This window comes from Sphingobacterium paludis, assembly GCF_004364125.1.
Lineage (GTDB): Bacteria > Bacteroidota > Bacteroidia > Sphingobacteriales > Sphingobacteriaceae > Sphingobacterium > Sphingobacterium paludis.
Genome location: NZ_SNZV01000006.1, coordinates 272955 through 288019 on the forward strand (window position 1 = coordinate 272955; position 15065 = coordinate 288019).

The following is a 15065-nucleotide window of genomic DNA, read 5'->3' on the forward strand; positions in this document are numbered from 1 at the left end:
TAGGTGTATCACTTCAGTTCATTTGCGGTCACTTTTTTTACTTTTGTCCCATCCTGTAAAATTTTGGAGATGGCGTTGAACGGCCTAGAAACTACCTCTTCCCCAGCTTTCAGGCCCGCTTTCACGATGATGTTACTATCATCTTGTATTCCTGTTTTTACCTCGACCATTTTCACGGTTTCTCCCTGCAAGACAAAAACGTATTCCTTTACTTCTTCCGCATTGCTGGTAGAATCTGCACCATTCTTATCGGCCCGCACAGTCACGGCTTGAATCGGTACAATAAGCCCTTTATCCGACTTCGTGTGTATCTGCACCGTGGCGGACAGGCCCGGCTTGAAAGGCGAGGCACTTTCGTTATGTTCGTTTCGCAAATCTGCGTACGATGCGGGTTCAATGCGCACCTTGACGTTAAAGTTCGTTACTTGTTCTGCCGTACTGGTCGTTGTCGCTGTCGCCCCTGTTGAGGTCGACGAGCTGGAGATCTCGGTCACTTCTCCTTTAAATTTGCGCCCCTGGAAGGCGTCCACTTCTATGCTAGCGGTGTTACCTACCCGCACCCTGTTAATGTCATTTTCGTTCACTTCCACATTCACTTCCATGGTTGCCATATTGGCGATCCGCATGATTTCGGTTCCGGCCATCTGCGCTGTTCCCACTACGCGCTCGCCCAATTCGATGGAAAGAAGCGAAATGATGCCATCTGCAGGTGCATAAATGGTCGTACGCGACAAGCTATTCCCTGCCTCTTGTAGCTGCGCTTGCGATTGGTTTACGCCAAAACGTGCAGCAACCACCTGCTGACGTTGAGACTCCAGCGTTGCACTTGCACCTTCGTAGTCAGCCCGCGCCTTATCCATCTCCGACGCCGATATCACGCGTTTATTGAACAGCTCCAAGCTTCGCTTATACGTTGCTTCGGTATTCACAAAGTTAGCTTCTTGCTGCTTGAGCACCTGCTGAGATACCGCGAGGTTGGCTTGTTGTTGGCTAACCATAGCGGCGACTTGATCGTAACCAGATTGTAACAGGTCTGGCCTCACCCGGCACAGCACCTGTCCTTTTTTCACAACATCACCTTCCCGAACATTTAACTCTATAATCTCTCCTGATACTTCCGAACTTAACTTCACTTCAAACTCGGGTTGCACCTTTCCACTTGCTGAAACGAGCTCAGATATTGTTTTTTCGACAACAGCATCTACAGCCACTGGCTGGGCAGCACCGTCGCCAAACCAACCTAACGTACTGCCCGCTATAACGATAATAAGGATCGCTACCGCAGAGAAGGTCAATAGTGTAGGAAGTTTACTTTTCTTTTTTGTCATGGATAATTAGGGTTAGAATGTAATTGGATTGCCGATGTAATAATCAATCACTTTACCACGGAAAACCATTTCATATTTTCTGCGGATCATATCAAATTCAGCTCTGTTCATATTTGTCTGCGCCGTAAACATCTCGATAGAATTTGCCATCCCGACATCATACCGCTCCTTGATAGCCTCGAATGCCACGCGCGATGTGTTAAAGGCGACCTGCGACGTAAAATATTGCTTATTCGCAAACTTAAGATCTAAAATGGCTTGACCAATAGTCCTTTCCAGGTTTCTACGCTCGATTGCATCCGCTGTTTGCGCCTGCAGATAGCTCAGTTTCGCTCGGTTTATGTCGGCTTTAATTCTACCATTATTAAATATGGGTACGGTCAGGCCTATTCCCCCACGAAAAGATTTATTTGCATCCACTTGGTCGAAAAAAGGCCTTAAAACGAATGTTCCAGGCAACTCTCCAGCCGTAAGTGCCCGCGATGAATAATTTGTTCCGTAGGAGCCAGATAAACTTAACGTGGGGTAATATCCTCCTTTAGCGATATCGATATTTTTCTTTGCCAAGGCAATGTTGTAGCCAGCTTGTTCAATGTTTGGTTGTGTCTTTAGCGCCTTTTGAAATACATCGTCGAAGGATAATACCGCGTATTCAGCCATGATTTCGGCAATATTGGGCTTTTCTAGTTCAAATGTGGTATCGGGCGACATCTCCATCAGTTGCTTGAGATTGAGCATCGAAAGCTCATAGGCATTTTCGGATGTCATGATACTCAGTTCATCTGTAGCCACTTGGTTTTCAGACTGTGATATATCAGCTATCGTTTTGTTTCCCACTGCAAACTGGATACTGTCTTGTCTCAATTGTTCACTGGACAAGCGTACCTGCTGTTTTGCTGCTTCATAAAGCTCATGGTTCGTAATAGCTTCCAAATAATTAGTGATCACAGATAGTGTCAGGTCGTTTTTCACTTTATCTACCTCGGAGGCATCGATAGCCAGCTGAATTTTGTTAGCCCGTATCTGGTTCACTTTTTGAAAACCTCTGAAAATCTCTACGCTAGAAATAACTTGCGCATTCGCATAGCTTGTCCACGCGTCGCCCTGAATCAACTGCCCGGATGTTTGGTCAAAAGTTAATCCATATATATTGGTATTATCAGCACCAAAAGATAGACTCGGATAAAGCTCTTTTTTCGATTGTATTAAATTCTGTTCGCTGATATCATAACCGAATTGCGCTTGGCGAATCTGCATATTACGCTCGAGCATAGTCTGGATAGCCTGTTGCAAGCTCACTTGCGCGCGAACGCTTAGCGCCCCGTTACAGAACAGAATCAGCCAAAGAAAGATAGCGGATGATAATTTTCGTATCATTTCGTAATTTAAGTGTAAATGATTCCTAAATTTGGTACAAAAATCTGAGATTATCAATATGTATTTTGTCAATGCACCGTTTTTTTTGCGCTGGTTTTATCCTCAAGTGACCTTCAACAGGTCTCGAAAGGAAAAGAAAATATACCTGACGTTTGATGACGGACCCATTCCAGAAGTCACACCATTTATTTTGGACACGCTCAAAAAGCACAACATTAAAGCAACTTTTTTCTGTGTGGGCGAAAACATCATAAAACATCGCGATATTTTTGAACGACTACTTGCGGAGGGACATGCTATTGGAAATCACACACACAATCATTTAAAAGGTTGGGAAACAGAAGAAGAGCATTACTTACGGAATGTGGAACAGTGCCAACAGCTAACGAAAGCATCGCTATTTCGCCCTCCCTATGCACGGGCCAAAAAATCGCAACTCAAGCAGCTTTATCCAAAATTTGAAGTGGTGTTTTGGGATGTACTCTCGGGTGATTTTGACCAAACATTGCCTCCTGAAAAATGTTATCAAAACGTTGTTCGACATAGCAAAAATGGATCAATAATTGTTTTTCACGACAACCTCAAAGCCATCCCGCGTGTCACCTATGCACTCCCCCGGGTGATCGAATATTTACTGAAGAAGGGGTTTTCTTTTGAAAAACTGACCGCATAGCAGCAGCACGTCTAATCCTCTGGAAGTATGCCCACGGGTATGCGAAGACCAAATTCTTTCACGGAAGCAACGGAAAAATAGCCAAGCGCATTATTCGAGATGTTGGATGTGGGGTTTCCCGGGGCCGCAGTTCCAGGGTTCGTAGACTGAAATTCGTTCCAATATTCATACACCCTCCTATCCACGCAATACCGGCGCACCACGATGCTATCGCCGGGAGCCATATCTGTATTCAGATCGGATACTTGGTGGGTTACGTAAAGTCCATCGTTAAATTTATCGCTGAAGGTACTTGCAAAGCGAAAAGCGGCATTATTGATGGACAGGTCATACTTGTAATAATTTGCCACATTGGCGGGATCCTGAAACTTAAAGGTTGCAAAATAATAGTTATCGCCAAAAACCGTTTCTTCCAATACGCCTACCGAATCAACCTCAACATAAGGAGGCATCACGCACGAGGCTTCATACCGCTCCCCTTCCACATCCACCAGGAGATCATAACTGCGGCTGGCCACAGGTCGAAAGCTTCGGTTTACATAGTACCCATTTTCCTCATAGCTGAATTCGAATACCCGCCCCCGGTTATCGGTAATACGTACTGCGGCGCCCTCTACGGGCCGGGAGTTAATGGATTCGGTAAATGCCACTGTTTTTGATACCCGAATACGCTGCTCAGCTCCCAAGTCGGATATTTGCGCCTCAATCACCACCCGTGGATCGGCCTCGTTAAGATCAATATCAATAACCTCCTCGCAAGAGGCGAAGAGGGTGCAAAGGGCTATTATATAGCGATAAAGGTATATTTTCATCTTTTCTTGATCTAAAATTTAAAGTTCCACGTAACCGACGGGATAATTCCAAAAAGTGCAACTTGATAGGCCTCGGTTGCGTTGGGCGTTGTTTCACTATCTCGGAAGTCAATGATGTAGGCATTACGTCGGTTGTAGGCATTGTAAACACCGAAGGTCCAGCTCGAATTAAATCGCTTATGCGTTTTGTTCGGTTCGTATGTAGCCGATAGATCTAGGCGATGATAGTTCGGCATACGATAGCCGTTACGTTCCGTGTAATAAAACATGGATTTTCCATCCACCTCATACTTGCCACTTGGAAAAGTAACCGCATTTCCGGTATTGAAAACAAATGTGGCACCTAAGGTCCAGCTTTTCGATAATTCATACATCCCAACAACCGATAAGTCATGCGTGCGGTCTTGCCGTGCGCTAAACCAATTGCCATTATCGATCTCTGCAAATTTGCGTTCGCTTTTTGCTAGGGTGTAGCTGATCCAACCATTCAGCTTGCCTACATTCTTCCGAAAATACCACTCGAGTCCATACGCGCGACCAATCCCAAAGAGCAACTCGCCTTCTAATAAACGGTTTGCCTGCAAATCTGCACCATTTCTAAAATCGATTTGATTTTGCATGTATTTGTAGTACGCTTCCATCGAAAACTCGTAGCCATTATCCAAGAAATTCCGAAAATAACCTACCGCCGCCTGATTGGCAATTTGAGGTTTTATATTCAAGCTACTTACCACGTATTGATCCGTCGGCAAGCTCGATGTCGTGTTAGTAAGCTGGTGTAGGTTTTGTGCTATACGGTTATACGATGCCTTCACGCTGCTTCGCTCATCAAGCAGGAAACTCGCAGAGAGCCGCGGTTCAATATTGAGGTAGTGTTTCACGACCTGATTGCCATATTCCGCCTCACCGGTAGATTCCCCATCGGTATCAAAATCGTAAAACGTTCCAGGCCCCATAACCATGAAGTCGTTTAACCGGACACCATAGATCAACGATAGACGGTCGGAAGGTTTCCATTCGTGGGACACATATCCGGAGATATCAATGCCCTGCCGCGTATCAACGACTATAGAATTGACATTCGAGCTTTCCGACGCATTTAACGCTGCCGGATGAATCGATTGCCGCAGCACATTAAGACCAAAACGCAAGGTGCTATTTGATCGTGCGTAATAAGAAAAATCTTGTTTAAGGTCAAAATTGCGAATCTTGGAAGCAATGCTAAAATCCGTATCATCGCTAGATACATTAACGTTGTAAGTAAAGTCACTGTAGATTAACGAGGTATTACTAAATAGTTTATCGTTAAAGATATGGTTCCAGCGCACAGTAGCGGTAGTATTCCCCCAATCAAAACTAAACAGATCCGAGTAACCAAGATCATCCTTTCCGAAATAACCAGAAAGGTATAAGGTGTTGCGATCGTTCAACTTAAAATTGAGCTTGGCGTTTAAATCATAAAAGTAGAGCTTACTTTGCTTGACATCCTCGTCATTCGATAATTTAAGAAACATGTCGGCATACGTTCTTCTTCCGCTAAGCATGAAGGAGCTTTTGTCTTTCACGATGGGGGCTTCTACTTTTAGCCGGGAAGCAATTAGGCCAATGCCGCCCTCCGTGGAGAATCGCTTTTGATTTCCATCCATCATAGAAATATCCAATACCGAAGAGATGCGTCCCCCATATTGCGCGGGAATACCGCCCTTGTACAATTGGACATCCTTGATAGCATCAGAATTGAAGGTCGAGAAAAAGCCTAACAAGTGCGATGCGTTATACACGGTAGCTTCATCGAGCAGAATAAGGTTTTGATCAGATCCACCTCCTCGGACGTAAAAGTTAGACGTACCCTCGCCACCACTTTGTACGCCCGGTAACAGCTGTATGGTTTTCAGTAAGTCTTTCTCCCCGAATAGCACGGGGACATTTTTTATTTCCTCCATGGTCATGTTAAACGCACCCATCTGTGCATCGCGCACGTTACCATCTTTTCGCTTTGCTGAAACCACCACTTCGTCCAGTACGTTATCAAGGGGGGTAAGTTCGGCATTGAGGCGCTTACTACTAGACAGATCCAGCTCTTCGACGCGCGTCTTATAGCCCACATAGCTTAGCAATAGCCGATGTTTACCCGCTGGTAACGTTAAGGAGTAAAATCCGTACGCATTCGTACTTGTTGCCGGTTCGCCGTTTTCTACGGAAACAACCGCTCCTATCAAGGTCTCGCCGGTATTGCTATCACGCAGCACACCACTCACGACAAATTGCTGTGCGAAAACCTGCATGCTGCACAGGAGCCCCATCGCAGCTAGAACTATTTTGATCATCCCTCCCAACTTATTTTGTCTTAGATGTAGCTTGAAAACACTGATTAAAAAAGGCCATCTGGTAATCTATAGATCGCGACCAATACTTCCAGTCGTGCTTACCCGGTAGCGTCAGGTAGTGATGGGGTACATTCAGGTAACTTAACTTTTCATGCAGCTTGTTATTCACGCCAAAGAAAAAATCTTCTGTACCACAATCAATAAACAGCTGTAGATTGCCGGGTTCGATAAGGTTGGTTAATTCCATGACGGTATGTTCATTCCACGCTTTTTCATGATCATGATAAGCCCCGATGCGCCCCTTAATATTCCAGTTATTGGGGAACGGCCGAATGTCTACACCGCCCGATGTACTTCCTGCAAACGCAAAAAGATCCTGATGCCGAAAAGCAAGATAAAGTGCACCATGCCCGCCCATACTCAAGCCGGTAATTCCGCGATTTGTTCGTTCGCTCGCTATACCATATTTGGCTTCTACAAACGGAATCAACTCGGTGGTAATAAACGTTTCGTATTGATACTCTTTATCCGCCGTGTCCCAGTACCAGCTGTCGAAGCCGCCGTCTGGACAAACCACTACATAGCCATAACGATCTACCAAATCCTTAATATGCGGCACATTGTTGACCCAGTTTGCGTAGTTTCCGGAATAGCCATGCAGCAGATATAAAGTCGAGGTCGGCTTATTGCCTTCCGGCAGGATCACCACCGTTTTAATGTTCTTGTCCATCCGTTTGCTAAATACGGATAACGTATCGACCTGCGCAGCATCAAGCGTTGAGCAGATGAAGAAGGTTGCGACTAGGAAAAGAATAGACTTCATAAGTACGATTTAAGTGTGAGTAACATTTAGTGTAACGAGGGTGAGGTCTGCATTTGATAGCGGTATAGGTATGCTTCTAGCCCAAGCGGGCGCTCGCTAACCGTGTAGAAAACGTAATCGTTGGCGCCAAAGCATATGGCCTCTCCTTGGGGCTCGGGCCGATAATATAGCGAGCGAGGTGGCTGAACGAGAGTTTCGTGAATAGACATGCCTTTTGTTCGTTGCCAAAGAAACACCTGCCCGATATTTTTAATAATAATATGGCTCCCATCCGTTGATATATCGGCCGCCGTAATAAACGTCATGGGTAGGGTTAAGCTGCGCTTCAAGCTTAGGCTGCTACCCGAGGGTGCATGTTGAAAATCGATCGGGTAAACGCCTACCCGCAGGTCGCGCTTAGCGATCAAGTACGCTTTCTTATCCGTTGGATCCACAAACAATGCTTCGGCGTCACGGGCCTTATCTTCGTACCGCATGTTTATGCGCTTGATTGCCTGTTGCGGAATAGTGACATAGGCCTCGCCCTCACGGCATGCCGGCTCTTCGAAATGATACAGTTGGATGTCTTGGCGTACCCCGCGATTGTCGCCGATATCAGCGAGCAACAAGTACGATTTTCCATCCTGCTCATACCAGGCGATATCTTCCACATCGACAGCATCTACACCTTCCAACGAAACTATACAACGCAACTTGGCTTGGCTATCGATCAAAAAAATGCGAGCACTATCACCGCTGTCATTATGTGTCCAGAACATATTCGGCATTTTTCGAGAGGCGACAATACCGGATAATTCATTCAATCTACTGTCTTTAATCTTTCCTAAAACCTCCCGATGTACCATCTGATCCTGTCCCAGAACAGACAACGTAATGATGCAAAAGAAAACGATGCTCAAAAAACGATTAATCATGCGATGAAGATAATTAAAAACTCTCGGAGTTCGCATGTAAGAGCTGACCTTGTTTGAAAAATTTAGGAAAGAGATGTTAAAAGGTAATAGGGTATTAACGTAAACGTAACAAAGGTTTGTATCGTAAACGCATTGAGCATTCGCTTACCGAGAAAAATGGCTCTTTTGCCGATGGATAGGGATTACTGGCCTAAAGAGACTTTATATGCACCCTCCATCCCTATAACTTCACGTCTAAAATAAACAGCACATATTCATCACATCATGCCAAAATTCATTATTTCGTTAGTTGCTGGTTTCGCTTTAGCGCTGTCTAGTTACTGTTTTTCGGAAGAGTCCTCGCCTACCTATACGGTAAGCGAAAGCACAGCCGAGCAAAAGGAGCCAGAAAACTCCAACTAAAAAGTCGACCCATTCTTGGTGTCGACTTTGTTTACATCTTGCATCACCGCGCGGCTATTTATCTTGAAATGCGGATAATACACGCTCAAATTGGGTAGTATCGCGAGCTTTCAATTCAAATAAACGACGGTAAAGATCCAGAATAGCGAAGACTTCGGCCTCTGCACCGGCCTTATTTTCCATAAACAGCTTGAAAGAATAGGTACCATTCTTAGCAAGGTCTACGGCTTGTTTGTTTGATGAAAAAACCAATGGCGCGATGGGCATTGTTGTCATAGTGCCTTCAGCTGGCTTTCCATAGACCTTACCTAAAGCCTGTACAAAAGCATCAGATTCCTTCCCTAACGAAGAAAATGTAATAACCCCTTTTTTGAAGCCTTCCTTTTCGTCTGGATTTCCATCTGCGCTTACGCCAGCCTGAATATTTTTTGATACTTCAATCTGCATCCCTACCGTATCATTTTCATACAGCGATTTGGCGGTATACAGCATAGAGGAATCCGTCTCTTGGGTATCTCCGAGGTAAAAATAAACCGAAGGATTTTCCGTATCCGTGTTAACCATCTTCCCGAGTTCAGTTTTTGCCGAAGCCGTTCCTTCTTTCTTTGTATCGTTGCCGGATTGGTTTCCGCAGCCCATGGAAACGATAGATAGTACCGCGACAACCGCTGCGTAACTGTATATTCTTTTCATGCCTTAAGCCTTTTTTATAAATAACAACGTAGCTATACAATTGTTTTTATTGCGCAAGTAGTGCATCGTAGATAATCTCCACCGGATGGTAGGATGTACGCTGAGCACCATCTTTAATTTGGTGCCTGCACGAGGTTCCTGCGGCCGCGATAAGTGTGTCCTGATCTGTCTTGCGGACGGCCGGAAGCAGCACTAATTCTGCGACCTGCATAGATACTGTGTAATGCTCCTTCTCATAACCAAAAGAACCCGCCATACCGCAACATCCCGACGGAATGACCTCGACTTGATAATACTGTGGAAAGGAAAGCAGTCGCTCCGTGTAGCCAACCAAATGAAACGCTTTTTGGTAGCAATGCCCATGCAGTTTGATGTGCTTTTTTGCCGTCGTAAACTGTTCTTGCCGTATATGTCCGGCTTCTATCTCGCGAATCAAAAACTCATCAATCATCAGGGCGTTTTCGGCCAGCTGTTGTGCTTGCTCTCGTTTCGATGCGTCCACCAAATCGACATATTCATCGCGAAACGTCATGATCGCTGAGGGCTCAATGCCCAGCAGCGGACGCTCAGTAGAAACCAAGCCGTGAAGCAAATCAACATTGCTATTTGCAATCTGTTTTGCCTTCTTAACAAAGCCTTTTGACAGGTAGGTACGGCCGCTTTCCACATGTTTCGGAACAATAACCTCGTACCCGAGCTGGCTTAAAAGTTTGTATGCCGTAATCCCAACGGCCGTGTCATTGTATTCGGTAAATTCGTCGCTAAACAGATACACCTTTCTTTTGCTTGGCTTCGATGGTTGTTTACGGATCCAGCGCGACAGTGTGGTAAATTGCACCGTAGGCAAAGACCGTTTCGGAGCAAAACCCGCTATGCGTTTTACCATACTGGAAAATACGGGCGACGCGACGATAAAATTGTACAACGGCGCCACATAGGAGCCCAATCGCTGGCTTTTGGTGAAATTGGCAATCAGCGAAGATCGGAAAGATGCGCCGTGAACATCATAGTAATGCTGCAGAAATTCGGCTTTCATCTTGGCCACGTCAACACTCGACGGGCACTCGCTTTTACAGGCTTTGCAACTCAGGCATAAATCCATCACCTCCTTGATTTCCTCATGGTCAAAGCGGTTCTTTTTGGTGGAGTTTGTTAAAAACTGCCGAAGCATATTGGCTCTTGCGCGCGTGCTGTCCTTCTCGTCGCGAGTAGCCATAAAGGATGGACACATCGTGCCACCCGTAATTTCGCTCTTGCGGCAATCACCAGACCCGGAACACTTCTCCGCTAACCGCAGCACACTTTCCTCTTTAGAAAAGTCAAAATACGTGGGAATAGCGCCCCCATCGGTCACCGTGTCATAGCGCAGCGCCGTATCCATTGGCGGTGTATCGACAATCTTATGCGCATTGAATACTCCCTTAGGATCAAAGAGCATTTTCGTCTGCTGCAGCAATGCATAAACCTGTTCACCCAGCACTTTGCCAATAAATTCGCCCCGTAATCGCCCGTCACCATGCTCGCCGCTCAACGAACCATTATATTTCAATACCAGATCAGTCGTGCGATCCAAAATCCTTCGGAACTTACGCTTCCCCTCGGCTGTTTTTAAATTAATAAAGGGCTCAATGTGCAGTTCGCCGGCCCCGGCATGCGCGTAGTAAGACGCGTGCACACCTTCTTCCTGAAGCAGCAACTGGACATCGGCCACATAGGCCGGCAAATCTTCAGGAGAGACAGCGCAGTCCTCGATCAAATTGACCGGCTGCTCATCTCCCGGCAAATTCCGGATCAGCCCTAAACCGGCTTTTCGTACATCCCAAACCAAGTTTGTTTCCGTGCTGCCGGTAACAAAAGGATACGCATATCCAAGTCCCTGCGCTTGCAGATCGCGCTGCAACGCATCGGCTTTGTGCTGCAAAGTTTCGCGATCATGCGCCCTGAATTCAACGATTAATAGCGCCTGCGGGTCGCCGGCAATAAAAAAGCGATTATGCTGATACGTAGGATGACCTACCGTGAAATCTAAAATATATTTATCAACCAGCTCCGAGGCCTCCGGCCGGTGCGTCAGCGCAACAACATTGCCCCGCATACATTCCACCATATCCAAAAAATGAACACAAAGCAGCCCTACCTCTTGCGGAGGCAATGGCATCAACCGTAATTTCGCTTCCGTTACGAGTGCGAGCGTGCCCTCCGACCCCGCCAAAAGTTGGCAAAAATTAAAGGGCCGATCGTTCTCGGCCAATAAATCCAGTGCATAGCCGGTATTGCGCCGGGTTAGTGTCTTTTTCGGATAACCCGCGTGTATAGCCGCTCTATTTTCAGGCTTATGCAGTAGTTGGTTTACGGCCCGGTACAGGTCTCCTTCCCGCGATTTGGCCGATAGCTTCTGAAATAACTGCTGCTCGTCGAGTTCCTCAAACGTAGTCTCAGTCCCGTCATCCAGCAATACGGTCGCTGCCAAAAGATTTTGGCGCGTATCGCCCCAAACGATAGAATGCAACCCTGAAGAATTATTCCCGATCATTCCGCCGATCATCGCCCGGCTTGCGGTACTTGTTTCTGGCCCGAACATCAACCCAAAAGGTTTGAGATAACTATTCAAATCATCGCGGATTACGCCCGGTTCCACCCTTACCCAAGCCTCTTCCATGTTGAGTTCCAAAATACGATTGAACGATCGAGATACATCCACCACGATGCCGGCACCTACCACTTGTCCAGCTAATGATGTGCCCGCCGTACGCGGAATCAGCGTTACGGCTAAGTCGCGCGCAAATTGGATCAGCTTCTTTAAATCATCCTTATTTTTGGGGATGGCCACCGCTAAGGGTATTTCCTGATATACTGATGCGTCCGTAGCATACGCCAAACGCATTGTTTGGTGTTTGGGCAGCGTTGGATCATAAAATAATTCACCGTCTAGTCCCAAGGAAAATTGACGAAGCTTCTCGATTATGTGCACGTTTTAGTATTTTTATAGCTAACAAAGCTACCTAATTGTTGGTTTATTCCACAACAGTTTAAGCCTTTATTCAAACATTGTGTTAAAAAACGCATAAACAGGCATAAACAACAACTTCTTATCAATCAATTCAATAGAGCTGATTATTCTATAATAATGTCATAATTATGAATATTATTCAAATAATAACATAATATTTTGAACATAATTCTTTTGTGATTACCTTTGCACCATTATGGCAAAACTTGAATATACTTTAGACCAAATCGACTATCAGATTCTGCGTATTATGCAAGATAACGCGCGCACCAACAATGCCGATATTGCGCGTGAGTTGGGCATGGCACCTTCCGCTATTTTGGAGCGCGTCAAAAAGCTGGAGCAGAAGGACATCATCTTGCAATACAATGCCAAGATCAATCCAGATGCCCTAGACCAAAAGATGCTGTCTTTTATATTTATAAAAGCTCAGGATATCATAGGTGTACAGAAGGTCGGGCTTTTACTTGCCGAAATTCCTGAGGTGCAAGAGGTGCATGATATCGCCGGAGACGACGGCTATCTTATCAAAGTACGCACCAACGATGCCGCAGGACTTGTGGATCTTATGCGTAATTCGCTAGGAAAAATAGAGGGTATTATTTCTACCCGCACAACCATTGTATTAGAAACAGTAAAAGAGGAACAAAAACTGGTTATTCCAACCAAAAAATAACATGACAAGAGAAAGCCAAGGCACACCGGCAGTAGCAAGCATCGTATTTGCCTACCTGGTGGTTTACATTGTTTGGGGATCTACCTTTTTCTTTATTGAAAAGGCGTTGCGGAGCTTTAGCCCATTCGTATTGGGCTCTATACGTTTTTTCATTGCCGGATCGATGTTAATGAGCTTTTGCTGGATTCGCGGCTACAGATTGTATATCAAGTCTGCCGTCAAAGATGCGCTATTTATCGGATTTCTTTTGCTTTTTGTCGATATGGCCGCTATCATATGGTCTGAGCAATACATATCCAGTGCCATTGTTACTATTTTATCATCTGCCGCAGCGATTTGGTTTATCATTTTCGACAAACCAAGATGGAAACAGAACTTTTCAAGTCCTCCTATTGTCATCGGTTTAATCTTTGGTTTTATCGGCGTCATTATGTTGTTTGCCGAACAGCTCTTTAACGATGAAGCTACCGGGCAGCATAAGGACATGAAATTGATCGCGATGATTGTTCTTATGCTAGGCACTATAGGCTGGACAGTGGGGTCGTTGATATCCAAGTATAGCAAAGAAAAGCAGGACCGGGAACGGGTTGGCGAACAAGAGGATCTACATGTGATGGTGAAAACGGCTTGGCAAATGGTGTCTGCGGGCGTCGCCTTTACGCTTGTAGCTCTTCTCAGCGGTGAGTATGCGCGTTTCGATATCGCAGCTGTAGTTCCAGCAGACTGGGGAGCCATGGCCTATCTGGCTAGCATGGGGTCTATCTTGGCTTTTGGCAGCTACATCTGGTTATTGCAACATCGGCCTGCCACCGAGGTGAGCACCTACGCCTATATCAATCCAATAGTTGCTTTGGTACTCGCACATTACTTCACCAGTCACCATGTTACTAGATTGCAGATTATGGGGCTTGTTGTGGTGTTGTGTAGCGTTCTACTGATGAATTGGAATCTGTATCGTGACAACAAACGATTCAAGGTCTACAAGCGGGCGAAACGCATCAAAAGGCTTCGCGAAATGGCTCCTAAAAGTAGCATTCCCCGTATTATGGAAATTGTAAACTTCAACGATAAACACGAAAAAAAAGAAAATCGCAAAGGATAAGCTTGGCAGGCTTCACTCTTTTTATGCAGATTTTTTTTTCTTTCCTGTAGCAATTCCCTACCATGCAGCGTATTACTTTCAAAACACACGAAGCATGAAAAAGTTATCTTTACAATCATTCATTTATCTCTTTTTTGGCCTATTTATTTTTAGCAGTTGTTTGAAAGATAATGATGGGTATTACGATGGTCCTTTACAGCCTGCGGCGTATATGACCTTCATCAACGCTTATCCGGAAAACGACTTCTTATCATTTGATCTACACGCGCAGAATAGCCCGTTTCCGCTACAGTACAAATCGTACCATCGGCCGCAATTTGGCGTATTTACGGGCGAGAGAAAATTGACCATCAAAGCGCCCACAGGAAGCGCAGCACTTATCGACACGGTATTTACGGTGCGCGACAGCTCGGCCTACTCTACCTTTATATATGGTACAGCTTCCAATCCACGATTTGCACTAACGCAGGATCGCACCATTCAGAATTTGGGGGACAACACCGGAATCCGCTTTTTTAATTTAGCGAATATCGATGGCAACGTCAACCTTGTCGTGGGCAATGCCGATACGGCAGCCTTCGCCAATCGGCCTATGGAGACTGGTGCCACCGCCGTGCAGCACCAAGTTTTTCAGCCAACAGCCAGCGGCTCGATTAATCTGCAGGTAACCGATGCAAGCGGCAACGTCTTAGCCAGAAGAGATAACTACGAATTGAGGAAAGGCTACTACTACAGTGTCTTTTTGACTGGCAACGCAAGTGGCGGAAATTACCCACTTTATTTGGGTGTTGTGTATCATTAAATAGACGCTACACACATCGCAAAAAGCTCGGACACGCTCGTGTCGGAGCTTTTTGGTTTATACCGTTTTACCTCCCTGCATCGAATGCTCTGTATGAAACAGCGGCTTGGGCAAAATCGCCGCTGT

13 protein-coding genes are annotated in these 15065 nt (G+C 45.6%); 5 read left to right on the top strand and 8 right to left on the bottom strand.

Annotation, left to right across the window (positions count from 1 at the left end):
* Positions 1 to 8 precede the first annotated feature (8 nt).
* The gene (locus B0I21_RS13550; protein WP_133641019.1) at positions 9 to 1328 is read right to left on the bottom strand and encodes an efflux RND transporter periplasmic adaptor subunit; all 1320 of its coding nucleotides are present in this window, start codon (positions 1326 to 1328) and stop codon (positions 9 to 11) included.
* Between the two features lie 12 nt (positions 1329 to 1340).
* Complete coding sequence (locus B0I21_RS13555; protein ID WP_133641020.1) at positions 1341 to 2705, bottom strand: TolC family protein; 1365 nt, start codon at positions 2703 to 2705, stop codon at positions 1341 to 1343.
* A 58-nt stretch (positions 2706 to 2763) separates the two neighbouring features.
* On the opposite strand from B0I21_RS13555, the gene B0I21_RS13560 reads away from it, so the two are divergent.
* Positions 2764 to 3378, top strand: coding sequence for a polysaccharide deacetylase family protein (locus B0I21_RS13560; RefSeq protein WP_133641021.1), 615 nt, complete (start codon positions 2764 to 2766; stop codon positions 3376 to 3378).
* A gap of 11 nt (positions 3379 to 3389) precedes the next feature.
* On the opposite strand, the gene B0I21_RS13565 is transcribed toward B0I21_RS13560, so the two are convergent.
* Genes B0I21_RS13565 through B0I21_RS13580 form a run of 4 tightly spaced genes read right to left on the bottom strand, consistent with a single transcriptional unit; the run spans position 3390 to position 8254 of the window.
* Positions 3390 to 4190 (bottom strand): DUF4249 domain-containing protein, encoded by an 801-nt coding sequence (locus tag B0I21_RS13565; RefSeq protein WP_133641022.1) that lies wholly within the window; start codon positions 4188 to 4190, stop codon positions 3390 to 3392.
* A gap of 11 nt (positions 4191 to 4201) precedes the next feature.
* Entirely contained in the window at positions 4202 to 6517 is a 2316-nt protein-coding gene (locus B0I21_RS13570) for a TonB-dependent receptor (protein WP_133641023.1), read from the bottom strand.
* 10 nt (positions 6518 to 6527) lie between these two features.
* Positions 6528 to 7340: an alpha/beta hydrolase gene (locus tag B0I21_RS13575; RefSeq protein WP_133641024.1), complete on the bottom strand. Its 813-nt coding sequence runs from the start codon at positions 7338 to 7340 to the stop codon at positions 6528 to 6530.
* Between the two features lie 26 nt (positions 7341 to 7366).
* Positions 7367 to 8254, bottom strand: coding sequence for a hypothetical protein (locus tag B0I21_RS13580; RefSeq protein ID WP_133641025.1), 888 nt, complete (start codon positions 8252 to 8254; stop codon positions 7367 to 7369).
* A 264-nt stretch (positions 8255 to 8518) separates the two neighbouring features.
* Here B0I21_RS13580 and B0I21_RS20180 point away from each other — a divergent pair, with 264 nt between their 5' ends.
* The gene (locus B0I21_RS20180) at positions 8519 to 8656 is read left to right on the top strand and encodes a hypothetical protein (RefSeq protein WP_166637853.1); all 138 of its coding nucleotides are present in this window, start codon (positions 8519 to 8521) and stop codon (positions 8654 to 8656) included.
* A gap of 54 nt (positions 8657 to 8710) precedes the next feature.
* On the opposite strand, the gene B0I21_RS13585 is transcribed toward B0I21_RS20180, so the two are convergent.
* Together B0I21_RS13585 and B0I21_RS13590 are read right to left on the bottom strand one after the other, a co-directional pair.
* A complete protein-coding gene (locus B0I21_RS13585; protein ID WP_133641026.1) occupies positions 8711 to 9349 on the bottom strand; it encodes a hypothetical protein in 639 nt (212 codons plus the stop codon).
* Between the two features lie 46 nt (positions 9350 to 9395).
* Complete coding sequence (locus B0I21_RS13590; protein WP_317130183.1) at positions 9396 to 12320, bottom strand: FAD-binding and (Fe-S)-binding domain-containing protein; 2925 nt, start codon at positions 12318 to 12320, stop codon at positions 9396 to 9398.
* A gap of 235 nt (positions 12321 to 12555) precedes the next feature.
* On the opposite strand from B0I21_RS13590, the gene B0I21_RS13595 reads away from it, so the two are divergent.
* The 3 genes from B0I21_RS13595 (at position 12556) to B0I21_RS13605 (ending at position 14939) form a co-directional block, all read left to right on the top strand.
* Positions 12556 to 13035: an Lrp/AsnC family transcriptional regulator gene (locus B0I21_RS13595; protein ID WP_133641027.1), complete on the top strand. Its 480-nt coding sequence runs from the start codon at positions 12556 to 12558 to the stop codon at positions 13033 to 13035.
* Between the two features lies 1 nt (position 13036).
* Positions 13037 to 14137, top strand: a complete 1101-nt coding sequence (locus B0I21_RS13600) for a DMT family transporter (protein WP_133641028.1) — start codon at positions 13037 to 13039, stop codon at positions 14135 to 14137.
* Positions 14138 to 14231: 94 nt separating this feature from the next.
* Positions 14232 to 14939 carry a DUF4397 domain-containing protein gene (locus B0I21_RS13605; RefSeq protein ID WP_133641029.1) on the top strand — a complete coding sequence of 236 codons (708 nt, stop codon included), beginning with the start codon at positions 14232 to 14234 and terminating at the stop codon, positions 14937 to 14939.
* Positions 14940 to 15065: the final 126 nt, after the last annotated feature.